27 protein-coding genes, 1 tRNA gene and 1 pseudogene are annotated in these 23,077 nt (G+C 61.2%); 20 read left to right on the forward strand and 9 right to left on the reverse strand.

The window, feature by feature from the left end; all coding sequences use genetic code 11:
- Window positions 1-554 (reverse strand): annotated as a pseudogene (locus RMO18_RS05045) (bifunctional proline dehydrogenase/L-glutamate gamma-semialdehyde dehydrogenase); the annotation flags it as partial.
- 101 nt (window positions 555-655) lie between these two features.
- Between RMO18_RS05045 and RMO18_RS05050 the strand changes: the two are divergent.
- Window positions 656-1,108: an Lrp/AsnC ligand binding domain-containing protein gene (locus RMO18_RS05050; RefSeq protein ID WP_309664321.1), complete on the forward strand. Its 453-nt coding sequence runs from the start codon at window positions 656-658 to the stop codon at window positions 1,106-1,108.
- Window positions 1,109-1,111: 3 nt separating this feature from the next.
- On the opposite strand, the gene RMO18_RS05055 is transcribed toward RMO18_RS05050, so the two are convergent.
- The 3 genes from RMO18_RS05055 to RMO18_RS05065 form a co-directional block, all read right to left on the reverse strand.
- Entirely contained in the window at window positions 1,112-1,237 is a 126-nt protein-coding gene (locus RMO18_RS05055) for a hypothetical protein (protein WP_309664323.1), read from the reverse strand.
- A gap of 408 nt (window positions 1,238-1,645) precedes the next feature.
- A complete protein-coding gene (locus tag RMO18_RS05060) occupies window positions 1,646-1,852 on the reverse strand; it encodes a hypothetical protein (protein WP_309664324.1) in 207 nt (68 codons plus the stop codon).
- A 26-nt stretch (window positions 1,853-1,878) separates the two neighbouring features.
- Window positions 1,879-1,964: transfer RNA gene (locus RMO18_RS05065), tRNA-Leu, on the reverse strand.
- 149 nt (window positions 1,965-2,113) lie between these two features.
- Between RMO18_RS05065 and RMO18_RS05070 the strand changes: the two genes are divergently transcribed.
- From RMO18_RS05070 to RMO18_RS05090, 5 genes are all read left to right on the forward strand, one after another.
- Window positions 2,114-3,175 carry a hypothetical protein gene (locus tag RMO18_RS05070; RefSeq protein ID WP_309664325.1) on the forward strand — a complete coding sequence of 354 codons (1,062 nt, stop codon included), beginning with the start codon at window positions 2,114-2,116 and terminating at the stop codon, window positions 3,173-3,175.
- A gap of 63 nt (window positions 3,176-3,238) precedes the next feature.
- The gene (locus tag RMO18_RS05075) at window positions 3,239-3,943 is read left to right on the forward strand and encodes a CoA transferase subunit A (RefSeq protein WP_309664383.1); all 705 of its coding nucleotides are present in this window, start codon (window positions 3,239-3,241) and stop codon (window positions 3,941-3,943) included.
- Window positions 3,940-4,566: a 3-oxoacid CoA-transferase subunit B gene (locus RMO18_RS05080; RefSeq protein WP_309664326.1), complete on the forward strand. Its 627-nt coding sequence runs from the start codon at window positions 3,940-3,942 to the stop codon at window positions 4,564-4,566. Before RMO18_RS05075 ends, RMO18_RS05080 begins: the two co-directional genes overlap by 4 nt.
- Complete coding sequence (locus RMO18_RS05085; protein ID WP_309664327.1) at window positions 4,559-4,849, forward strand: GNAT family N-acetyltransferase; 291 nt, start codon at window positions 4,559-4,561, stop codon at window positions 4,847-4,849. The genes RMO18_RS05080 and RMO18_RS05085 overlap by 8 nt, the downstream gene beginning before the upstream one ends.
- Window positions 4,850-4,928: 79 nt before the next feature.
- Window positions 4,929-5,324: a hypothetical protein gene (locus tag RMO18_RS05090; RefSeq protein WP_309664328.1), complete on the forward strand. Its 396-nt coding sequence runs from the start codon at window positions 4,929-4,931 to the stop codon at window positions 5,322-5,324.
- On the opposite strand, the gene RMO18_RS05095 is transcribed toward RMO18_RS05090, so the two are convergent.
- Window positions 5,325-6,179, reverse strand: a complete 855-nt coding sequence (locus tag RMO18_RS05095; RefSeq protein WP_309664329.1) for a lytic transglycosylase domain-containing protein — start codon at window positions 6,177-6,179, stop codon at window positions 5,325-5,327.
- 357 nt (window positions 6,180-6,536) lie between these two features.
- Here RMO18_RS05095 and RMO18_RS05100 point away from each other — a divergent pair, with 357 nt between their 5' ends.
- From RMO18_RS05100 to RMO18_RS05160, 13 genes are all read left to right on the forward strand, one after another.
- Window positions 6,537-6,713, forward strand: coding sequence for a Flp family type IVb pilin (locus RMO18_RS05100; RefSeq protein ID WP_405054008.1), 177 nt, complete (start codon window positions 6,537-6,539; stop codon window positions 6,711-6,713).
- A gap of 226 nt (window positions 6,714-6,939) precedes the next feature.
- Window positions 6,940-7,122, forward strand: coding sequence for a hypothetical protein (locus tag RMO18_RS05105; protein WP_309664330.1), 183 nt, complete (start codon window positions 6,940-6,942; stop codon window positions 7,120-7,122).
- 121 nt (window positions 7,123-7,243) lie between these two features.
- Window positions 7,244-8,086 carry a Flp pilus assembly protein CpaB gene (gene cpaB, locus RMO18_RS05110; protein ID WP_309664331.1) on the forward strand — a complete coding sequence of 281 codons (843 nt, stop codon included), beginning with the start codon at window positions 7,244-7,246 and terminating at the stop codon, window positions 8,084-8,086.
- Window positions 8,087-8,294: 208 nt separating this feature from the next.
- Window positions 8,295-9,683 (forward strand): type II and III secretion system protein family protein, encoded by a 1,389-nt coding sequence (locus RMO18_RS05115; RefSeq protein WP_309664332.1) that lies wholly within the window; start codon window positions 8,295-8,297, stop codon window positions 9,681-9,683.
- 5 nt (window positions 9,684-9,688) lie between these two features.
- Complete coding sequence (locus tag RMO18_RS05120; RefSeq protein WP_309664333.1) at window positions 9,689-10,357, forward strand: OmpA family protein; 669 nt, start codon at window positions 9,689-9,691, stop codon at window positions 10,355-10,357.
- A gap of 247 nt (window positions 10,358-10,604) precedes the next feature.
- The gene (locus RMO18_RS05125) at window positions 10,605-11,870 is read left to right on the forward strand and encodes an AAA family ATPase (RefSeq protein ID WP_309664334.1); all 1,266 of its coding nucleotides are present in this window, start codon (window positions 10,605-10,607) and stop codon (window positions 11,868-11,870) included.
- Window positions 11,871-11,891: 21 nt separating this feature from the next.
- Window positions 11,892-13,328, forward strand: a complete 1,437-nt coding sequence (locus tag RMO18_RS05130) for a CpaF family protein (RefSeq protein ID WP_309664336.1) — start codon at window positions 11,892-11,894, stop codon at window positions 13,326-13,328.
- 8 nt (window positions 13,329-13,336) lie between these two features.
- Window positions 13,337-14,305: a type II secretion system F family protein gene (locus tag RMO18_RS05135; protein ID WP_309664338.1), complete on the forward strand. Its 969-nt coding sequence runs from the start codon at window positions 13,337-13,339 to the stop codon at window positions 14,303-14,305.
- A 7-nt stretch (window positions 14,306-14,312) separates the two neighbouring features.
- Entirely contained in the window at window positions 14,313-15,299 is a 987-nt protein-coding gene (locus RMO18_RS05140) for a type II secretion system F family protein (protein ID WP_309664339.1), read from the forward strand.
- A 21-nt stretch (window positions 15,300-15,320) separates the two neighbouring features.
- Window positions 15,321-15,884: a tetratricopeptide repeat protein gene (locus RMO18_RS05145; protein WP_405054009.1), complete on the forward strand. Its 564-nt coding sequence runs from the start codon at window positions 15,321-15,323 to the stop codon at window positions 15,882-15,884.
- A 36-nt stretch (window positions 15,885-15,920) separates the two neighbouring features.
- The gene (locus RMO18_RS05150; protein WP_309664341.1) at window positions 15,921-16,778 is read left to right on the forward strand and encodes a tetratricopeptide repeat protein; all 858 of its coding nucleotides are present in this window, start codon (window positions 15,921-15,923) and stop codon (window positions 16,776-16,778) included.
- On the forward strand, window positions 16,778-17,272 hold the full coding sequence (locus RMO18_RS05155) for a prepilin peptidase (RefSeq protein WP_309664342.1): 495 nt from the start codon (window positions 16,778-16,780) through the stop codon (window positions 17,270-17,272). The genes RMO18_RS05150 and RMO18_RS05155 overlap by 1 nt, the downstream gene beginning before the upstream one ends.
- Window positions 17,273-17,338: 66 nt before the next feature.
- On the forward strand, window positions 17,339-18,676 hold the full coding sequence (locus RMO18_RS05160; RefSeq protein WP_309664343.1) for an ATPase: 1,338 nt from the start codon (window positions 17,339-17,341) through the stop codon (window positions 18,674-18,676).
- Window positions 18,677-18,692: 16 nt separating this feature from the next.
- On the opposite strand, the gene RMO18_RS05165 is transcribed toward RMO18_RS05160, so the two are convergent.
- A complete protein-coding gene (locus RMO18_RS05165; RefSeq protein WP_309664344.1) occupies window positions 18,693-19,238 on the reverse strand; it encodes a 5-formyltetrahydrofolate cyclo-ligase in 546 nt (181 codons plus the stop codon).
- Entirely contained in the window at window positions 19,235-20,605 is a 1,371-nt protein-coding gene (mgtE, locus tag RMO18_RS05170; RefSeq protein WP_309664345.1) for a magnesium transporter, read from the reverse strand. Before mgtE ends, RMO18_RS05165 begins: the two co-directional genes overlap by 4 nt.
- Window positions 20,606-20,730: 125 nt before the next feature.
- On the opposite strand from mgtE, the gene guaD reads away from it, so the two are divergent.
- On the forward strand, window positions 20,731-22,014 hold the full coding sequence (guaD, locus tag RMO18_RS05175) for a guanine deaminase (RefSeq protein ID WP_309664346.1): 1,284 nt from the start codon (window positions 20,731-20,733) through the stop codon (window positions 22,012-22,014).
- A gap of 63 nt (window positions 22,015-22,077) precedes the next feature.
- Here guaD and RMO18_RS05180 read toward each other — a convergent pair whose 3' ends face one another.
- Window positions 22,078-22,395, reverse strand: coding sequence for a ribonuclease E inhibitor RraB (locus RMO18_RS05180; protein ID WP_309664347.1), 318 nt, complete (start codon window positions 22,393-22,395; stop codon window positions 22,078-22,080).
- A gap of 57 nt (window positions 22,396-22,452) precedes the next feature.
- Window positions 22,453-23,022 carry a hypothetical protein gene (locus RMO18_RS05185; protein ID WP_309664349.1) on the reverse strand — a complete coding sequence of 190 codons (570 nt, stop codon included), beginning with the start codon at window positions 23,020-23,022 and terminating at the stop codon, window positions 22,453-22,455.
- Window positions 23,023-23,077 lie beyond the last annotated feature (55 nt).

Raw genomic sequence — 23,077 nt, forward strand, 5'->3', positions numbered from 1 at the left:
GCGCGGGTCATCGCCTTTTCGATGGTCTCGCCCAGCACGAAATTGCGGCCCATTTCCTTCATCGCGCGGGAGACGGCGGTGCGGATCACCGGCTCGCCCAGCCGTTTCACAGCGGCGCGGAGGTGGCCGACGATACCTTGATCAGTGTCGTCCAGCACCTTGCCGGTCAGCATCAAGGCCCAGGTCGAGGCGTTGACCAGGCTGGAGGCGGAGCGGCCCAGATGGCGGCCCCAGTCTGACGGGGCGATCTTGTCTTCGATCAGCGCATCCATGGTTTCGGCGTCGGGCACCCGCAAGAGCGCCTCAGCCAGACACATCAGTGCTACGCCCTCGTCGGTCGACAGCCCGTATTCGGCAAGGAACACCTCCATCAGGCCGGGCTTGGCGCTGCTGCGGATCCGGCGGACCAGATCGGCGCCCGAGGCGGTGATGCGGGCGCGGGCCGGGCCGTCGAGGGCGGCTTCAGCGATCAGGCGATGGATCAGCGTCGCCTCATCGGCAAGGCTGCCGGCTTCGATGACGGACCAGGACGTGTCTTGCAGATTGCGCGGCATCGAAAGCTCCTCTTTTGGCCAGCATACACTGGTTCTGCCGGGCTGTTTTCCTGATTGAAGCGTGATATGCGGGCGGAATGCTGTGAATTACGGGGGTTGGCATGGCGATTAATCTGGACAGGTTTGATCTGGCGATCCTGCGGGTGCTGGCCACCGAAGGGCGGATTAGCGCGGTAGAACTGGCACGGCGCATCGGGCTGTCGAAATCGCCGGCACAGGCCCGGATGAAACGACTGGAGGAGGCCGGGGTGATCGCCGGTTACCGTGCGATCATCGACCGGGTTCGGCTGGGCGAGGCGCATGTGGCTTTTGTCGAAGTGCGCCTTTCAGACACCCGCGAGGCGGCGCTGCAGTCGTTCAACAAGGCGGTGCTGGGGGTGGCAGAGGTGGAGCAATGCCACATGATGGCGTCAAGCTTTGACTACCTGCTGAAGGTGCGCACCGCGGATATTCAGGCGTACCGGCGGGTGCTGGGCGAAGTGATCAGCACCCTGCCGCATGTCGCCTCCACGTCAACTTATGTGGCGATGGAGGCGGTGAAGGAGGTGTTCTGAGCCTTAGTCCTTCGGCTTGCCGGCGGAGATTGTCACCTTGGCATTGGTCGAGGCCACGGAAACCGACGGTTTCGCCGCCTCTTTCTTTGGTTTCTTCACTTCCTTGCGTTTGTTCATGCCCTTGGCCATGACCGTATTCCTTCTGGCTGACGGCCCGTGCTGGGCCTTGGGGGCAGTTTAGGCGATTGTCGGGGCCTTTGCACGGCAAATGCGGGGGGTCGTCTGGGGCTTGCGACAGCGACCTCGGGCGCCGGACGATTTCACCGTAGGGATGCCCCCTGCGCGACGATCCGGGCAGGTTGGAACGCCGGTAGCGCGGGCCTGGATCAGCCCTTTGCATTCCCGGTCCATGGTCGTGGCGCGATGGCCGATCTCGACTGCGACGTGTCATGCGGGAAAGCAGCTCCAGCACGATGCAGTTGAGAAACAGCGGTGATTCAATGCCGCCTTGGGCGGATTTGCGCACCGGGTCCGTCCGGCGCACGGGCGATGCCAAGATGTGTCGGCGCCTGCCCCTACGGTAAGCGCCTTTCAATGTCAGCACTTGATGCTTACACCGACAAACGTGGCGGTGGAGATGAAGGCTGGGCCAGACCAGCGGGCGCCGCTTTGCTTCAGATAAGCGTTCGGAAAATCAGATACGTAAATGCCGCCTTCGACCTTCGGCTTGTGGTTATCGGGCGTGCCGTTCAACTGCCCCTCGGTCAAGACCTGCGACGGGGCTGCTGCAGCGATTGCTGCCACGCCAAGGGATATGGTCGAGGCAAGGGTGGTGCCCGCGGCCGGACTTGAACCGGCACGGCCTTACGGCCAAGGGATTTTAAGTCCCCAGTGTCTACCATTTCACCACGCGGGCGCGTCGGCGGGCTGTGGCTGCAAGCATAGCGGTTTTGCGGAGGGCTGAAAGGGCCACACGACAGCCGCAGAAGGTTATGGCGAACAGAGAATTGACCAAAGGCTGCGCCGAGCGGCACAGTGCGGCGAGCTTACATAAGGGAACAGCGCATGGGCGACCTTCACCCGACTGCCGACGCTTTAGCGGCAGAGATTGTCACCCTCAGCTTTTCCCATCTGGCGGGTCTGGTGCGCCCCAATGGACGATTTGTCTATGCGCACCCGGCGGGCCACCCTGAGACGCCACTGGATGGCTACAACATGCTGCGCCATTGCGGGACGCTGTGGTTCATGTTGCGGGCGGTCAACGATCTTGGGCTCGATCCGGGGCCAGTTGGGTTGCGGGCGCTGGAACGCGCAGTGCGTTATGCGGGTGGCAAGTTGGATCGCCCTCACTGGATCGCCACGCCAAGCCTTGCCATTGTCACGCGCGGCGCTGTCAAGACCGGTGGCGTCGGGCTGATGCTGGTGATGCTGTCGGAGTACCGCCTGGCCTTGCCCACGGGCTTGTCGCCCGATGTCATGCCGCTGCCGTTTGATGATACCATCGCAGCGCTGCAGGCCTATGCTCTGGCGCAGATCGAGGGCGACGACTTTCTTCACAAGCGCGGCTTTGCGGACGGCGCTGTCCTGCCGTTCCGCAGCGATTACTACACCGGAGAGCTGCTTTTGGGGCTGTTTGCCACTGGTTGCACCGATCCCGCCGTGCTGCGGGTGGCAGAGGCGCTGATGGCGCGCGGCTATGGGATTGCCGAACAAAGCCACTGGATGGCCTATGCCGCCTGCGAAGCCGCTGAGCGGGGTTTGACCGATCCGGCCATGGTGCGGGGCTACATAATACGGCTGATGACCGACATCGTCACCAACGATGCCTACCGCGCACGCCGCCATTCCACCCCCATTGCCTGCCGCAGCGAGGCGTTGACCCGGTTCCTGATGCTTAACACCCGCCAACCCGGCCACTTTGACCCTGCCCTGGTGACCGCCTGCAAAACCGCCCTTCACCAGAACCTTGCGCTGCAACTGGGCTGGTATTCCGACGGCCAGTTCTGGAAAGGCGACGAAGATGACAAGGTGCAGATCGATTACATCCAGCACAATGCAACCGCGTTCCTGAACCAGTGGCTTGCCCAAGGGGGAAAACCGTCCGCGGTGCCGCGCCGCGGCAATTGACTTCCCCCGCCGCCGTTGCCCATATGACGCCACATGTCAGATGACACTGCACCCGGGGGGCACATGCACAAGGTCTATCCATCCGCAACCGCAGCGCTTGAAGGTATCTTGCATGACGGGATGCTGATCGCCTCGGGCGGCTTTGGCCTTTGCGGCATTCCCGACCTGCTGATCACCGCGATCCGCGATGCGGGAACCAAAGATCTGACGGTTGCATCCAACAACGCGGGTGTCGACGGCGCCGGTCTGGGGATCTTGCTGGAAAGCCGTCAGGTGAAAAAGATGATGTCGTCCTATGTCGGCGAGAACGCCGAATTCATGCGCCAGTATCTGAGCGGCGAGTTGGAGCTGGAGTTCAACCCGCAAGGCACGCTGGCCGAACGGATGCGGGCGGGTGGCGCGGGCATTCCCGGCTTTTACACCAAGACCGGCGTCGGCACGGTGATCGCCGAGGGCAAGGAACATCACGATTTCGACGGCCAGACCTATATCCTTGAACGCGGCATTGTCGCCGACCTTGCCATCGTCAAGGCATGGCGGGCCGACCCGTCGGGCAACCTGGTCTTCCGCAAGACCGCGCGCAATTTCAACGGCCCCGCCGCGACTTGCGGGCGGATCTGCGTGGCCGAGGTGGAAGAGATCGTGCCCTTGGGCAGCCTTGACCCCGACAAGATCCATGTACCGGGGATCTATGTGCACCGTCTGATCGGCGGGGCGCAGGAAAACCGGATCGAGAACCGAACCGTGCGCAAGCGGGAGAATGCATGATGTGGGACCGCAACCAGATCGCCGCACGCGCGGCCAAGGAGCTGCAGGACGGCACCTATGTCAACCTTGGCATCGGCATTCCGACGCTGGTGTCGAACTACATCCCCAAGGGGGTGAACGTGACCCTGCAGTCGGAAAACGGGATGCTGGGGATGGGGCCTTTCCCCTTTGAGGGCGAGGAAGACCCCGACCTGATCAATGCGGGCAAGCAGACGATCACCGAACTGCCGCAGACCGCGTACTTCGATTCCGCGCAGTCTTTCGCGATGATCCGCGGCGGCAAGATCGCCATGGCCATCCTTGGCGCGATGGAGGTTTCCGAAACCGGCGATCTGGCGAACTGGATGATTCCGGGCAAGCTGGTCAAGGGCATGGGCGGCGCGATGGACCTTGTCGCAGGCGTCGGCCGGGTGGTGGTGGTGATGGACCACACCTCCAAGCACGGCGAATCCAAGGTGCTGCGCGCCTGCACCCTGCCGCTGACCGGCAAGGCCGTGGTGGACCGGATCATCACCAACCTTGGCGTGCTTGACGTGGTACCCAGCGGGTTGCGCATCGTTGAACTGGCTGACGGCGTGACCGAGGCCGACCTGCGCGCGGCAACCGAGGCGACGATTGTCTGACTTCGTCATCACCCGCGACCATGGGGAAACCCGGGGCCGCTATGTGATCCGCCACAATGGTGCAGAGGCGGAGCTGACCTATTCGGTCACCACCCCGACGCTGATCATCGCCGATCACACCGGCGTGCCAGACAGCCTGCGCGGCACCGGGGCCGGTCTTGCACTGGTGACGCGAATGGTGGCGGACGCGCGTAGCGAAGGCGTCAAGATCATGCCGCTCTGTCCCTTCGTCAACGCTACCCGCAAACGCCACCCTGAATGGGCAGACGTGTTCGCCGTCTGACAGGCCGCTGGCTTTGCGCCACCACATGGCCTATGCGCGCAGGCTCAGGGGGCCGATACTGGCGCCGAGCGAGGCCGCAATGCAGATCATCTCCCGCCAGATCAAACCTGTCATGCTGATCGCGGGGGTGCTGACCTTCACGATGATCTATGCCGTCTTCGCACCGCAAGCAGCCCTTCAGGGCATGTTCGGCGAAACGCTGTCCGGCCCGCTGGCCGAAATCGTGGTGCGCAACTGGGCCGCCCTGATTGCAACCGGCGGCGCGATGCTGGTCTGGGGCGCGTTCCATCCGCCGGTTCAGGGGCTGGTTCTGGTGGCGGTTGGGGCCAGTAAGCTGGTGTTCATCGCGCTGGTGCTGATCTACGGGCGCGCCTACCTTGGCGGGCAAGCGGGCGTGGTCATCGCTATGGATGCCGTCTGGGTGGCCCTGTTTGCCGCCTGCCTTGCCGGCCGGCGGGCCAGCTTGGCCGTCTGATCAGCCGCCAGCGGCAATCACCCGGAACACGCAGGGATCGGTCACCAGTTGCGGCGGGCTTTGGCACAGGCCCTGCGCCACCTGCCATGCCGCCAGCACCTTGGGCACATAATCGCGGGTTTCGGCGTAGGGCGGCACGCCGGCGTTGGCTTTCACCGCCCCTTCGCCGGCATTGTAGGCGGCCAGCACCATGATCGGGTCGTTGTCAAACTCGCCCATCAGCCAGTCCAGATAGGCGACCCCGCCCTTGATGTTGTCCACCGGGTCAGTGGAATCCTTGACACCAAACCGCGCTGCAGTGTCCGGGATCAGCTGCATCAGACCCACGGCACCTGCCGAACTGACCGCCGTCTTGTTGCCGGCACTTTCAATGCCGATCACCGCAAGCACCAGCGCGGGTGACACCTTGGTGCCTAGTGTGGCCTTAAGAATGTCGGTGCCATAGGTTTCGGCCACCTTTTGCATGTGCTGCATCCGCGGGGCCGACACCGACTTGCCGTCCGGCCCCTGCGTCAACGCCGACAATGCCAGATCGAATCGGCCATCGACATCCTTGATGCCCGGCGGCACCGTGTCCCAATACCAGGCGTAGGATGAAGACGGCGGGGCCACGGGGGCTTGCGGGTCAATGGCGGGGGCGTCCTCGGTCCGGTCGCGCACCGGGTTGGGGTCCACCTTGGGCAGGGCAGCCAGCACGCGGGCCTGTTCGGCGGGGTCGATCTGCACGGTGATGCGCTTGCCGGGCAGCGAGTCACCCACCTTGATACGCTTGAACGTAAAGCCATCCTCTGCCGCCGCGGGTAACGGGGCAAGGATGCACAGAATCGCTAGGATCGTGCCTGTGATGTTCCGCATAGGGCGGGTGCCTGCTCTTATTGTTCTTTTGCCTGAACGTTGCAGAGAATCGCCCTTCCGACCAGAGAAATGCATCGCGAATAATGGCATTTCCGCCAGAATTGACCGAAAAAGCACGCCCTATGGCATACTCCTTAAGATTCCGTTGATCTTTTTATCCATTACTTTCAGATAGTTGACCTGAAAAATCGATCCAAGCTGAAAAAAATGAAAAAGGGCCATTTGCCTCCCAACTGCCGCCACGATTGGACGGCTATATAGGGTCATACCGAACGGACCGGGACGGCAATGAGGCCAGACTGGGCAGAAGACCGAAGCGGTTGAGAAGTTTAACAAGCACCTTAGAAAGGGACCATCATGACCATGTTCACCTCCTTCCTGAAAGACGAATCCGGCGCCGTGACGGTTGACTGGGTTGTTCTGACCGCCGCTGTTGTCGGCCTCGGCCTGATCGTTATGGCTGCTGTCCGTCCGGCCGTGTCGAACCTCGCAGCAGACATCGCGACCTCGATCGACGCCGCTCAGAACAACTAAGTTCGTCTGCGCGTCCTTCAGGATGCAACACAAAAGACCGCGCTTCTACGGAAGTGCGGTCTTTCTCTTTGCTGGCTACCCGGCGCAAACACGAAATTGCTGCGGATTGACGGGCCGGACGCCCTGAAATGCCTGAACTTGGCTAAAGTTTCGCCGCAATCTGCTTGGAAACTGGCGCTGATACGAAGCAGGATGCTGCGTGAACTGATTATTGGGAGACGGACAGATGTACCACGGACGGCAATTCCTGTCTGACGAAACCGGCGCAGTCTCGGTTGACTGGGTTGTACTGACTGCCGGGATCGTGGCGATGGCACTGCTGTTCTTCGTGCCAATCCTGTTGTCGCTTGGGGACACTGCGGGGACAATCGGGGTGACGATCAGCGAATATGAAGCCTTTCTCGAGTAAGGCGTTCGACCGACGGCCGAACCACGGCCAGGACTGCCGACTTGCGAGAACGTCCGTCTGGCGTTAACTATAGCCGCGATGTCTTTCCGGGCAGCCACAGGAATTCAAAAGGGAAAAGAAGATGAGAGCAGTCTTCGGTTTGGTCCTTCTGGCCGGTTTGGCACTTGCAGGCGTTGCGGTGTACATGGCCCAGAACTTCATCGGTCAGACGCAAGCAGCGCTGATCAGAGAACGGCAGTTCAACGCCAAAGCGGGCAAGCTCGTCGAGGTGTATGTGTTCAACAAGGCGCTGTCCTATGGCGACCCGCTGGTGGTTGACGACGCGCAACTGATCTACTGGCCGGAAAAAGCCCTGCCGGAAGGCATTTTCCGCGACGCCGCCATTCTGTTTCCAGAAGGTGCCGACGGCCCGCGCTATCTGATGCGTTCTGTCGAAGCCTATGAGCCGATCCTGGCAACGCGCGTCACTGAACCCGGCGAGGTTGCGGGGTTGACCGCCAAGCTGACACCGGGGATGCGGGCTTTTGCGATCAAGGTCGGCGTGGCATCGGGGGTGTCGGGCTTTGTTCAGCCGGATGACTTCATCGATATCTACTGGACCGGCACAACCTCCAACTCCAACGGTGACGTCACCCGGCTGATCGAAAGCAAGATTCAGATCATCGCTGTCGACAATGCATCCGGCGAAGGCCAGTCTTCGGGCAACACGACGGCCCGCACGATCACGGTAGCCGGCACGCCGGAACAGATTGCGCGCCTGGCTCAGGCCCAGGCAACCGGCGGGCTGTCGATGTCGCTGGTCGGCGAGGGGGAAGAAGCCTCTACGGCGCTGGTCGAGGTCGATGGCAATTCGCTGCTTGGGATCGAGGAAAAGGAAGTCGTGCAGGTAGAGGCCGCCGAAGTTTGCACCCGAAAGGAACGCAAAGCCGGTGTGCTTGTCGAAACTCCGGTTCCCTGCAACTAGCCAGACGCGAAAATTCACGGGGCGCGGCCACATCATATGGGGCCGCGCCCTTTTCTTTTCGCCATTGCTTGCGCCCTGTTGCAAGTTATCCACATCAACAAAACCTTCCAACTGATTGATTCTTGCAAATAAAGAACAACTCCGGCATCTTTAGGCAGATATGGGCGAACAAGACCCAAACCGAGGCGTGGTCGAAAGGGCAGATCACATGAGCATGAAACGAATCCTAGTTGCCGGGTACGTCGGCGCCATTCTGGCGTCCACTGCCATGACGCCGGTCTCGGCAGAGGTCTTGCGCGTGATGCAGGGCCAGGCGTCAGAAGCACTGAACGTTCCGATGAACCGGGCCGTTGTGGTCGAGAGCGATGTTCCGTTCGCGGAACTGTCGATTGCAAACCCCGGCATTGCAGACATCTCTACACTGTCTGACCGGTCTATCTATGTCTTGGGCAAGGCACCGGGGCGCACGACGCTGACGCTGTTGTCGCCGGAAGGCAAACTCATCGCCAACGTCGATGTGCACGTCACCCCCGACATTGCGGAATTCAAGGAACGCCTTCAGCAGATCCTGCCGGGCGAAAAGATCGAAGTTCGCACCGCCAACGACGGTATCGTTCTGTCAGGCGTGGTATCCTCGACGGCCAAGCTGGACCGGGCGCTGGATCTGGCGAACCGTTACGCGCCTGATCGCGTATCAAACCTGATGAACGTCGGCGGCACCCAGCAGGTCATGCTGAAAGTGCGGTTCGCGGAAATGAGCCGCAGCGTATCAAAAAGCTTCTCTTCCTCGGTCACCTTCGGGGATGGCGGCAAGCTTAGCGGCGAAACCGGCACCTTGCTGGGCGTTGGCGCAAGCGGCGGTACGTTCACCTACAAAGACGGCATCGTTGGCGGGGTTCAGGCCGGTGGCTCCATCGGTGGTCTGGAATTCGGCGTGCTGCTGGAGGCGCTTGAAGCCAAGGGCATGGTGCGCACGCTGGCAGAGCCCAACCTGACGGCCCTGTCCGGGCAGGAAGCCAAATTCCTGGCAGGCGGCGAGTACCCGGTGCCGGTGGCGCAAGATAACGGCAGCGTCACGGTTGAATTCAAGCCGTTCGGCGTGGAACTGAACTTCACCCCGACGGTGGTGGATGGCGATATCATCAACCTTGCGATCAACGCCGCCGTGTCGTCGATCGACACGACGAACGCCTTCACCAACGGCGATTTTACCATCGACGCGTTCAAGCGGCGCGAAACCTCGACCACGGTGGAAATGCGCGACGGCCAAAGCTTTGCGATTGCCGGCCTGCTGCAGGACGACTTCCGCGATCAAAGCTCGCAACTGCCGTGGATCGGCGATCTGCCGATCCTTGGCGCGCTGTTCCGCAGTGCAGACTATCAGCGTAACCAATCGGAACTGGTGATCATCATCACCCCGCATCTGGTAACGCCGGTCAGCGGCGAGGCTTTGGCCCTGCCAACCGACCGGGTGCGCATCCCGACCGAACGCGAGCTCTTCCTGAACGGCGACGTCGCAGGTGCGCCCACCAGCGGTGCTGCGGGCGAAGTCGCCCGGCAGGATTTCAGCACCTCGTATGGCTATGTGATGGAGTGATGGAGATGACCGGTATGCTTTCGAAGCTGCTTGCTACCTCGGCCCTCCTTGCGCTGGCCGCCTGTAGCGAAACCTCGACCAGCTGGGACAAGGAGCTTGGCTCCGAAGTCGATAAAGGCCAGTTCGGCAACGCCACGATGAACAATACGCTGATCCAGTCGGGTCAGATCGAATACACCGTGGCGCTGGCGCAGCGGTTCGCGGCCGAGGTGCCAGACACGATCAACTTCGCCTTCAACAGTTCCGAGTTGTCCGAAGAGGCGCGCTCGATCCTGAACGTGCAGGCGAACTTCATCAAGCAGTTCCCCGAGGTCCGGTTCCGGGTCTTTGGCCATACTGACCTGGTGGGATCGGCCGGCTACAACCAGCGGCTTGGCTTGCGCCGGGCGCAGGCTGCGGTCAACTATCTGGCATCGCTGGGTATTTCGAAGTCGCGGGTGGAGGCAGTGGTGTCTTATGGCAAGACCCGTCCGATCATCCAGACCGATCAGCCGGAAATGCGCAACCGCCGCACGGTGACCGAGGTGTCGGGCTTCGTCGAATCCCATCCACTGGTGCTGAACGGAAAGTACGCGGCGATCATCTGGCGCGAATACGTGATTGGCCTCGGCGGCGCGGTTCGCCCGCACCCGCCAAACACCAACATCACGGTGCAGGTCGATCCGGCACAGTAACCTGCCACATCAAAGCGTTTGCAAAGGCCGGGGCGACATCCCGGCCTTTGTCGTTTCCAAATCCGTTAGAAATCCCAGATTTATGCCCTTTTAGCCCCATTATCGCCACCATTCCTGATCATCTTGGCAACTGGATGAAACTGTCAAAGCTGGCGTTAGTGCGATCATACAAGATGCTGGAAAGAAGCCACAATCTGGTGGCACTTCTGGTGACTTGGCACCGAAGTCTGAAAGGGCGAATCGAGAAATGTCGAGTACAGCAACCGTGAAACCGGACTCCGCGCCGATCCTGGCCTGCACGGTCTCGCGCGACGTGCAGCTTTTTGACCTGCTGATCGACGATATGGAGCAGGAACTGGGTGAAGCCTGGGGCGACCTCAACTTCGAGGACGCGCTGATCTTCCTCAAGCAGCCAGATTCGGCGTCGCTTCAGTTCATCGCGATTGCGGTGGATTCGGAAGACGAGGCGGAACTGACCAAGATCAACGATGTGATCAAGGCGGCGAAGGGCAAGAGAGTTAAGGTCGTGCTGATCGCCAACCAGATCAGCCCGGCAGAACTGCACAAGATGCTAAAGCTGGGCGCCGATGATTTCGTGCCCTATCCGCTGCCCGAAGGCGCCTTGCACGAGGTGTTGGAACGCCTGCGCCGGCAGCCTGAGTTGGTGGCGGGCGAACCGGGTGGACCTCATGGCGAACAAGGCACAGCCCCGGCGTTCCGCGCAAAGGGCGACCGCAATGGCGTGATCGTGCCGGTGCATGGCATGGCGGGTGGCAGTGGCGCCTCTACCTTTGCCGCGAACCTTGCCTGGGAACTGGCGATCGTCTCTGCCAACGACGCGCCGCGCGTCTGCCTTCTGGATCTCGATTTCCAGTTCGGCTCGATTGCCACCTATCTTGATCTGCCGCGCCGCGAATCCGTGCTGGAGATCCTGTCCGATACCGCATCTGCCGACAGCGACAGCTTTCTGAAGTCGATGCTGACCTTCAACGACAAACTGCACGTCTTCACCGCGCCGTCGGACATGCTGCCGCTGGATATCGTCACTGGCGAAGATATCGGCCGCATCCTCGACATGGCGCAGAAGAACTTCGATTTTGTGATTGTTGACATGCCGTCGACCGTGGTGGCCTGGACCGAGGCAGTGCTGACCCGGTCGCATGTCTATTTCGCCCTGATGGAACTGGACCTGCGGTCAGCGCAGAACATCCTGCGCTTCGTGCGGGCCCTGAAGGCCGAAGGGCTGCCGCACGAAAAGTTACGCTACGTGCTGAACTATGCGCCGAAATTCACCGACCTTTCCGCTAAAGGCCGGGTGAAACGCATGGCTGAAAGCCTGGATATCACCATTGAAGTGCAGCTTCCCGAAGGGGGCGAACAGGTGACGCAAGCCAATGACAATGGCCTGCCCATCGCCGAAAACTCGCCAAAGAATCCGCTGCGCAAGGAACTGCAGAAGCTTGCCAAGTCCTTGTATGACCTAAACAAAGCTGCCGAAGCTGGCAGAACATGATCTTTTTGATGGGGGTTGCCCGTGTTTAGCCGTTTCAAGAAAGACTCCGCGCCCGGTCGCCCGACAGCGATGGCGCCGGCAAACCAACCGGCTGTTGCCGAAAAGCCCAACCTGACCGGCCGCGCGCCGGTTGCGGCTGCGGTTGGCCGCACCCCTGCCGAAGCGTTGGCCGCCGACAAAGAGAAAAAGCGCCGCGAACGCCTGATGGAACTCAAGCTGGAGATCCACAAGCGCCTGCTGGAAGATCTCAACCTTTCGGCGCTGGAAACGGCGTCCGAGGCCAGCCTGCGCCAGGAAATTTCCAACCTCGCCTCTGAGGCGCTGGACGACATGTCGGTCGCGCTGAACAAGGAAGACCGCCTGTCCCTGACACAAGAGCTGTATGACGAGGTGATGGGCCTTGGCCCGCTGGAGCCGCTGTTGAAGGACGACACCGTCAACGATATTCTGGTGAACGGGCCGAAGCGCATCTTCATCGAACGCGCGGGCAAACTGGAACTCAGCGACATCACCTTCCGCGATGAACGCCACCTGCTCAGGATCATCGACAAGATCGTGTCCGCCGTGGGCCGCCGGGTCGACGAAAGTAACCCCTATTGCGACGCCCGTCTTGCCGATGGATCACGTTTCAACTGCATGGTGCCGCCGGTGGCGGTGGACGGATCGCTGGTCTCGATCCGGAAATTCAAGAAAGACAAACTGCGCATCGACGACCTTGTGCGCTTTGGCGCCTTTACCGACGAAATGGCCGCCTATCTGCAGGCCGCCGTGTCGTGCCGGCTGAACATCATCGTGTCGGGTGGTACGGGTTCGGGTAAAACCACCACGCTCAATGCGCTGTCGTCGTTCATCGACAACCACGAACGCGTGCTGACCATCGAAGACACCGCCGAACTTCAGCTGCAGCAGGTCCATGTCGGCCGGATGGAAAGCCGCCCGGCCAACGTCGAAGGCAAAGGCGCTGTCACCCAGCGCGACTGTTTGCGCAACGCGCTGCGGATGCGCCCTGACCGGATCATCGTGGGGGAAACCCGGGGTGAAGAGGTCATCGACATGCTGCAGGCAATGAACACCGGTCACGACGGATCGATGACCACGATCCACGCCAACAACCCGCGCGACGCGATCAGCCGGTTGGAAAACATGGTTGCGATGGCCGGTATCGATATGCCGCTCAAGGCAGTGCGCAGTCAGGTCGCGTCGGCTGTGAACCTGATCGTGCAGGCCAGCCGTCTGCAGGACGGCACCCGCCGGATGACCTCGGTCACCGAAATCACCGGCATGGAAGGCGAAGTGATCTCGATGCAGGAGGTGTTCCGGTTTGAGCGCCTTGGCATCGAACCGAATGGCCGAATCATTGGCCGCTTCAACGCGACGGGTATACGATCCAGCTATTCTGATCGATTCCGCCAATGGGGCTTTGACCTGCCCGCATCAATTTATGAACCTGTGATCTGAGGCCGCAAATGGAAATCAGCGCTGCCCCGCTAATCTATATTCTGATCTTTGTCGCTGTGCTGGTGCTTGTCGAAGGCATCTACCTGACGGTCTTCGGTAAATCCATCAGCCTCAACAGCCGCGTCAGCCGCCGCCTGATGCTGCTCGAAAAGAACGCGAACCGCGAACAGGTGCTTGAACAGCTCCGCAAGGAGATGAGCCAGCACCTGAATTCCAAGAGTATCCCGCTGTATTCGATCCTCGCCAGCAAGGCGCAAAAGGCCAACATCGCGTTTTCCCCGAAGGCGCTGTTGGGAATCATGGCGCTTCTGGCGGTGTTTTCATTCGTGGCATTGACCGTTGGTACGTCAGCCGCGCCGGTGGTGCGGGCGGTGCTCGCCGTTGGGATGGGCATCGGCGGGGTGTATGTCTGGGTGAACAACAAGGCCAAGAAGCGCATGTCCCTGCTGGAAGAACAGCTGCCCGATTCCATCGAACTGATGGTGCGCAGCCTGCGCGTCGGCCACCCGTTTTCTGCGGCGATCGGCATTGTTGCAAAGGAAGTTCCCGACCCGCTGGGCACTGAATTCGGCGTGATCGCCGACGAGGCCGCCTATGGCCGCGAAGTGACGGAATCGTTGAAGGCCTTTGCCGAACGGATGGACAGCCAGGATTTGCGCTTTCTGGCCGTGGCCGTGACGATCCAGCAGCAGTCCGGCGGCAACCTTGCCGAGATTCTCGATGGCCTGTCCAAGGTGATCCGCGCGCGGTTCAAGCTGTTCCGCAAAGTGAAGGCCATCACCGCCGAGGCCAAATGGTCCGGCATGTTCCTGTCCGCCTTCCCGATTCTGGCGCTGGTGATGATCATCACCATCCAGCCCGACTATTACGATGCCGTGCGCGAAACCGCCGTCTTCATCCCGGCGGCGTTGGTCGTGGCCGTCTTTCTGATCATCAACATCGTCTTCATGAAGATCATGACAAACATCAAAGTGTGAGTGCGACATGAACCCGTTTTCCGCCATCAACACGATGTTGACCGATGCAATGGGCCCGCTTGGCCCGCTGATCGCAGTGGGGCTTTTGGGCTTTCTGCTGATCCTGATCGCGTTGCCGACGATGCTGAAAAAGCAGCGCGACCGGTTCAGCGAACTGAAGGCAAGCCAGCCCGGTGCGTCTGACCGGGGCAACCCGCGTGCCCTGCGGCGCACCGAAAAGGTCGACAAGCTGGAGCGGTTCGCCCAGTATCTGGAACCGCAAAAGGCGGAAGAGCTGTCCGCCGCCAAGCTGCGCCTGCTGCGGGCGGGCTATTCGGCAAAGAATTCTGTCCGGATGTATCATGCCGCGCAATTCGTGCTTGGCATCAGCTTTCTTGCGCTGGGCCTGATCTATGCGCTGATCAAATCCGCGCAGTCCGAGGTCGATACCCAAACCCTGATGATCTACGCGATCCTGCCCGGCGTCGTCGGCTATTACATGCCCAAGTACTGGGTCGACAAGCGGCTCGAGGCCCGCCAGACCCAGATCATCCAGGGCTTCCCCGATGCGCTTGACATGATGCTGGTCTGCGTCGAAGCCGGGCAGTCGCTTGACCAATCGATCATCCGCGTCGGTCGGGAAAGCCGGGCCGGCTATCCGGCGCTGGCCGATGAGTTCGACATGATCAGCCAGGAAGTGAAGGCCGGCAAGGAACGCGTGCAGGTGTTGAAGGACATGTCGATGCGGGTGGGCGTGCCCGATGTCGCGTCTTTCGTCACCACGCTGGTGCAGTCGGCCACCTTCGGCACCTCGGTCGCGGATGCCTTGCGTGTCTATTCTGCCGATATGCGCGACAAAAGGGTGATGCGCGCCGAAGAGAAGGCAAACATGTTGCCCACCAAGCTGACGTTGGGCACTATGCTGTTCACCGTGCCACCCCTGCTGGTCATCTTGATCGGCCCTTCTGTTTACGGCATTGCAACAATGCTGGCGCAGATGCGACCCGGAAGTTAACGGCAGCGGGCAAAGGACAACGTGCGCGCAAAACCTTCAATCGCCCTTCTTCTGACGCTTGCCCTTGCGGCCTGCCAATCCACGGGCGGTGTCAGCCGCGATGGCCGCAATACACCTTACGGCGTGGATGCGCGTGGCGACTCCGTTGATGGCCTGACCGTCGGCCACCGGCTTATGGCGGCGGGCGAGCCGGAACTTGCGCTCAAGGCCTATCTGCGGGCGGCCTCGGAAACCGGCATTACGGTTGACGTGCTGTCGGCCATCGGGTCGGCGAACCTGGCGCTCGGGCGGCTGGGTCAGGCCGAACAACTGCTCCGCCGGGCGCTGGAGGTCGATCCGACCTTCGTGCCTGCGATCAACAACCTTGGCGTGGTGCTGATGGAACGCGGCAAGGCTGGCGAGGCGCGGGTCGTGTTTCAGCAAGCCTTCGCGCAGGATAGTGGCCAAACGGACTCCATTCGTGAAAATCTGAAGCTGGCTATCGCGCGGACCGAATCAACCGTGTATGATTCCCCCGAGGCAGAAGGCGAGTTCCGTCTGGTGCGGCGTGAAAAGGGCAAATACGTGCTTCTCACGCAGCTATAAGGAACGGGCTCCGAGCAGTAAAAAAGGACGCAAAACATGCGCCACCCAGTTCTTGTTGCCCTGTGCCTTTCCGGCACGGTGGGTCTTGCCGGATGTCAGGGTACATCCGACGCCCAGGTCGAGCGGGCCGTCAAAGACGTGAACGTGATCGACGAATCCAATCTGAACGATGTCATGCTGACGATAGCCGATCCGGCCGAAGCGGTAAGCTATTTCCAGAAAGCGCTGCAAAGCGAACCCGACCGCGTTGATCTGAAGCGCGGCTTGGGCAAATCGCTGGTCCGGGCGCAAAAACCGACCGAGGCTGCACAGATCTGGGGGCAGGTTGTGGCCAGCCCGGAAGGCACTGCCGAAGACCGGGTGATGCTGGCCGATGCGCTGATCCGCTCCAACCAGTGGGATGAGGCGAAGGCGCAACTGAACCAGATCCCCCCCACCCATGAAACCTATGACCGGTATCGGCTTGAGGCGATGGTGGCCGATTCCGACAAGAATTGGAAAAAGGCGGACAGCTTTTATGAAATCGCCGCCGGGTTGACCACCAAGCCGGCCGGCGTTCTGAACAACTGGGGCTTTTCCAAACTGACGCGCGGCGACAGTGCGGGGGCCGAAAAGCTGTTCAACGAGGCGCTGACCTATGATCCCGGCATGTTCACGGTGAAGAACAACCTCGTGCTGGCGCGTGCAGCCCAGCGCAAATACGATCTGCCCGTCGTCACCATGACCCAGACCGAACGCGCCGAGCTGCTGTACACAATGGCGCTGGCGGCGATCAAACAGGGTGATGTGTCGGTGGGCAAGGGCTTGCTGGCGCAGGCCATCGAAACCCACCCGCAGTACTTTGAAGCCGCGGCACGCAGCCTTGAAACCCTTGATGCCAATGTGAAACTTTGATGCTGTCAGCCAATGCTGCACTGATCCTGCTGATCCCCGTTCTGCCGATTGCGGTTTGGGCCGCCTGGTCTGATCTGAAGCGGATGAAAATTCCGAACAAAGCCGTGCTTGCACTTGCGGCGGTTTGGCCGCTGATCGGCTGGTGGCTGGTGCCATTTGATGCCTGGCTCTGGGGCTTTGCGCTGATGGCGATCGTGCTGGTTGCGGGCTATCTTTTGTTCCTGACCGGCACATTTGGCGCAGGCGATGCCAAATACGCTGCGGCGATGGCGCCCATCTTTGTCGGGGCGGATTATGCCACCGTAATGCTTCTGGTGGCGGCCTGCCTGATCGGCGCGTTGATCACGCACCGGATCATGCGCGCGATCCCGGCCGTCCGACGGCTGACCCCGGAATGGGAAAGCTGGACGCAGCGGCGATATTTTCCATTGGGGTTTGCATTGTCGGGGATTGTGGTTTTCTATCTTCTTGCCGCGATCTGGCCGCAAGTCTGACACAACCTCCGTTTACCATTGTTTCGCAAAGGCAGCCTGTCTGCCCGTGACAAGGGGTCTGTTTCGATGAATGTTGCAGCAAACCAACTTTCAGAGGGTTCGGTCACATCAAATGTGACCGCCCCGCCATCGCCGCGCAGTCTTGCCGATACCGGCCTGACGCTGGTGATGATGCGCGACATCCTGTTGAAAACGATGTTTCGCACCAACCTTGATCTTGTCTCAAGCATCTCGCGCTCGATCTGCCTTCCGGTGCCTTTGACCCAGGAACTGGTGGACCTCGCGCGGACCCAGAAGATGATCGAGGCGACCGGCACGCTGCACGCGACCTCGGGCAACGAAATGGGCTACCAGTTGACCGATGGTGGCAAGGCGCGCGCGCTCGATGCGCTCAGCCAGTCGGAATACTATGGGGCGATGCCGCTGCCGCTGGAACAGTACAAGGTGCAGATCAAGCGGCAGTCGGTGCGCGACATCCGCCTGAACAAGGATCAGCTGATGGCAGGGATGGGGCACCTGATCCTGCCACCGGACCTGATCGACAATCTTGGCCCCGCCGTCACCTCAGGCCGCTCGATCCTGCTGTACGGTCCGCCCGGCAACGGTAAATCCTCGATCTCGCACGGCATTCGGGCGGCACTGGGTGACAAGGTCTATGTGCCGCGTTCCATTGAATATTCCGGCCAGATCATCTCGGTCTATGACCCGATCGTGCATTCCGCGGCCGAGGCGAACTTTGATGACCCCTCCGCCCTGCGCCGCACCTCGAACAAGTATGACAACCGCTATGTCTATTGCGAACGCCCTTCGGTCATCACCGGTGGTGAATTGTCGCTCGACATGCTCGACCTCACCTACAACCCCACCGCCCGCACCTATCAGGCGCCTTTGCAGCTGAAGGCAACCGGCGGCATTTTCATCATCGACGACCTTGGCCGTCAGGCCGAACCGCCGCAAAAGATCGTCAACCGCTGGATCGTGCCGCTGGAAGAAAGTCGCGATATTCTGGCGCTGCAGTCGGGCGAGAAATTCACCGTGCCGTTCGACACGCTGGTCATCTTCTCCACCAACTTCCACCCCAACGACATCTTCGACGGCGCGGCCCTGCGGCGGATTTTCTTCAAGATCAAGATCGACGGCCCAAGCCAGGAGAACTTCCTCAAGATCTTCGCCATGGTCGCGCGGAAAAAGAAGATGCCGCTGGATGAACGCGCGCTGATGTACCTGATGAAGGTCAAGTTCCCCACCATCAACGACCTTTATGCCAACTACATGCCGGTCTTCCTGATCGACCAGATGATCTCGGTCTGCGATTTCGAGAACATCCCCTACCAGATGACGCCTGAGCTGATCGACCGCGCCTGGGACAACATGTTCGTGCGCCAGGAACACATCGCACACTGATCAGGACGACGTGAGGTCAGGCGAACAGCCGGACCCCCAGTTCCGTCACAACGGCATCCAGCCGCTGGTCGGTGGCATCGATCGGCACTTCGGCCACCTCCTGCGCGGCAAAGGCGAAGCCCACGGCCAGCACCGGCCCACGCGCCCGCAACCCTTCCAGCGTGCGGTCGTAAAACCCGCCGCCATAGCCCAGCCGGAAGCCGCGCGCGTCGAACGCCAGCAGTGGCACGATCAGCACCGCAGGCTCCACCCAGGCCCCCTCCTCGGGGATCAGCGCCTTGAACGCGCCCTCTATCATCCTGGCCCCCGGTGACCATTCGCGGAACCGCAGCGGCGTGGCCTTGGCAATGATGACCGGCACCCCCACCGCCCCCTGATGCGCGACCATCGCAGGCAAGGGGTCAATCTCGGTGCGCATCGGCATATAGCCTGCCAGCACCTTCCCCGCCTGCCCTGCCAGAAAATCAGCAAGGATTTCCGCCGCTTGCCCCTGCCCTGCCGCAGATGCCGCGTTGCGCGCCGCAAAGGCCGTCGTGCGCGCCAATGCCTTCACATCGCTCATACCAGCAGCACCGAGGCGAGGCCAAGGAACGCAAAGAACCCCATCACATCGGTCAGTGTAGTGACAAACGTGCCAGAGGCCAGCGCCGGGTCCAGCCCCATGCGTTCCAGCGTCAGGGGCACCATCACCCCGCCCAATGCCGCCACGATCTGGTTCACGATCATCGCCATGCCCAGCACCAGACCCAGTTTTGCATCGCCGAAAATCCCCCAGGCGCCAAAGCCCAGGATCAACGCCAGCCCCATCCCGTTCAGCACGCCTGCGCCAAGTTCTCGCATCACCACCCGGCGCGCGTTGGCCTGCGTCAGATCGCGCGTCGCCAGCGCCCGCACCGCCACAGCCAGCGATTGCGTCCCCGCAATCCCCCCGGTTGACGCCACAATCGGCATCAGCGCCGCAAGGATCAGGATCGACGAAATCGTCGCCTCGAACCGGCTGATCACCAGCGCCGACAGCGATGCAGTGAACAGGTTCACCACCAGCCACGGCAGCCGCTGCTTCATCGTGGCAAACGCCCCGTCAGACATGCTGGCCTCGTCGCCCACACCGGCCAGTCGCAGCATGTCCTCGCCGTGCTCCTCGTCCAGCACGTTCATCGCGTCATCGATGGTGATCACGCCCACCAGCCGCCCGCCCGCATCAACCACCGGACAGGAAATCAGGTGATACTGGTTGAAGATATAGGCCACATCGGCCTCGTCATCGGTGGCCTCGACGGTGCGGAAACTGTCTTCGATGATGTCGCGCAGCGCCACCTCGCGCCCCGATGACAGGATGCGCCCCAAGGTGGCATACCCCACCGGGCTCATCACCGGATCGACCAGAATGACATGGTAGAACTGATCCGGCAGATGATCTGATTTCCGCAGAAAATCAATGGCTTCACCCACCGTCCAATGTTCCGGCACAACCACGGTTTCGCGCTGCATCAGGCGCCCGGCAGACCCTTCAGGGAAGGCCATCGCCTGTTCCACGGCCACCCTGTCGGCATCGGCCAGCGCGTCAAGGATCATGCCTTGCTGCGGTGGTTCAAGGTCTTCCAGAATGTCGACCACATCGTCGGATTCCAGATCCCGCACCGCTTCGGCCAGCACTTCGGGCGACAGGCTTTCGATCACCTCTTCGCGGATCGCATCCGAGATTTCCGACAGGATTTCGCCGTCAATCTCGTGCGACCACAGCGCCAGCAGCGCGCGCCGGTCGGACTGGCTGATCTGTTCCAGAAGGTCGGCGATGTCGGCGGCATGCAGCGGTGCCATCAACTCTTCAAGTGTGGTGGCGTCGCCAGCCTCCACCGCCTCCAGCACCGCGTCGATACGGGCCTGGTCCAGCATCTCGTCCTCTGCTTCCGCCAGATGCTCTGCCATACTGCCTCCAGATCGATTGCCACGACCTTAGCGAAAGCTGTTTCAATGAAACAGGGGGCGGAAGGCAAATTTACCCGCTGACGGAAAGTGTCTAGGGTCGCATCGGCAAGAACAGGGGCAATGCAATGGCAGATCTACTTCTGGGGCAGGTGATCCGCTTTGTCGGCGACCCGTTCATCGAAGGCACGGATGCGGCCCGGCACCTGGATCGCGGGGCCGTGCTGGTGGACGGTGGCCGCATTGCAGCGGTAGGTGACGCCGCCAGTCTGCGCCTGCAAGCCCCTGCCGCACGGGTGCATGACTATGGCCGCGCGCTGATCTCGGCCGGTTTTGTCGATGCGCATGTGCATTATCCGCAGACGGCGATCATCGCGTCATGGGGAAAGCAGCTGATCGACTGGCTGAACACCTACACATTCCCCGAAGAGATGCGCTTTGCTGACCGCAGCTATGCTGATGATATCGCAGGCAGATATCTGGATTTCGTGCTGGCGCGCGGCACCACCACGGTGTGCAGCTATGCCACCATTCATCCCGAAAGCGTGGACGCGATCTTTACCGCCGCCCAGGCGCGCGGGATGCGGGTCTATGCCGGCAAGACCTGCATGGACCGCAACGCCCCCGAAGGCCTGCGCGACACCGCGCAATCGGCCTATGACGATTCAAAACGCCTCTTGCAGAAATGGCACGGCGTCGACCGGCTGTCTTATGTGATCACACCGCGCTTTTCGCCCACCTCCACGCCCGAACAGCTTGCAGCCCTTGGGGCGTTGTGGCGCGAATTTCCCAACTGTCTGATGCAGACGCATCTGTCCGAACAACTGGCCGAAATCGCCTGGGTCAAGGACCTGTTCCCCCAGTCGCGCGACTATCTGGATACCTATGAGGCGCAAGGCCTGCTGCGCGAAGGTGCCTTGTTCGGCCATGCGATCCACCTGACCGCGCGCGAAAAGGCCCGATTGATCGAGGCTGGTGCCAGCCTGATCCACTGCCCCACGTCGAACACCTTCATCGGCTCGGGCCTGTTCGATATGGGGCTGGCCCAGCACCTGCGCGTCGGGCTGGCCACTGATACCGGCGGTGGATCGTCATTCTCGATGCTGCGCACGATGGCTGGCGCCTATGAGGTGGCACAACTGCGCGGCCAGTCGTTGCACCCGGCCCAGCTGTGGTGGCTGGCGACCCAAGGGTCGGCGCGCGCGCTGCACGCCGAGGGTCAGATCGGCAACATCGCGGTGGGGATGGAGGCGGATCTTGCGGTGGTCAACCTGGCATCCACCCCCGCCATCGCGCAGGCGGCAGCGCGGGCCGGGGATTTGTGGCAGGCGTTGTTCCCGACGATCATGATGGGCGACGACCGCGCGATTGAGGCGGTCTGGGTTGGCGGGGCGAAAGTTAACAAGTCTTGAATCCGAAATCGTAAGTATTTGATATCTAACGGGAGGCGCCTTTGTCCACGCGTGGACAACGGGTTATTCGGCCAGTTCCCAGCCGTCCGGATAGAAGTCATGCTTCAACGCGATCGAGGTCGCGATCCTCTCGTAATTCCAGATCTCCTCGGCCGTCACCGGGATCGGCCCGATCGACGCGATCAGGGTCTCCCCATCGGTTGCCCGCCGCGTCTGAAACCCCTCCAGCCGCAAGGCACGTTCCAGCGCAGGCCAGCTCGCATCCAGCTCCTCGATGAAGAACAGATACTCCACCACCGCCGTCTTGGGCAGACTGACCCCCTTGGACTGCGTGAAAGTGTCGTAAGTTTCGCGTCGCTGGGTCTCGTAATTGTGGGACATGGCCGCCTCCTGCCGGTTCTTCTAGCGCAAGGCAGCCCGCAGTGCCACTACCCCCGCTCAGTCGTCTTGCGGGCAATATCCCCGATCAAACGCCGCCGAATAGGTCCACTCCGAAGCATTCTGCGCTTCAAAATCCATCGGCGGCAGGTCAGACGTCACGCCGTTCACGGTGACCTTTCCGTTACGCAGGTCAACCTCACATTCATAGGGCTTCTGATCAAAGTAGCGCAGGTCGCGGTGGTAGTAGCCAATGACGGTGAACTGGTTGTCGATGTATTGGATCTGAACAACTGACCGGCCCGCATACTCTTCATCGGCAAATTCGTTCACCACCTGCAGAATGCTGCCGCTGCCGGTGTCCAGAACCTCCAGCCGGGGAAAGCCATCAGTGGCGTAGGCCATCAACATGATCTTGCCGTTGTCGAACTGAACGCCGCTATTCGCGGCCGGGATGCCGCCCAGATCGTTCCAGATTTTCAATTGCGCGGCCTCACCCTCGAAGGACAGGGCGGCACGGAAGTAGAACCCCTGATTGGACGCTCCCGCCCAGTTTCCGGTGGCCTCAGACAGGGTGTCGGCTGCGGCGGGGGCAGCAAGAAGGCAAAGGCCAAGGGCAAACGCGCGCATCTGTTGTTCCTGTGTTTGTTTTACTGGACCATGCCGCCAAATTTGCACTGAGGAA

The sequence above is a fragment of the Tabrizicola sp. genome (genome assembly GCF_031377265.1).
Lineage (GTDB): Bacteria > Pseudomonadota > Alphaproteobacteria > Rhodobacterales > Rhodobacteraceae > JAUYQR01.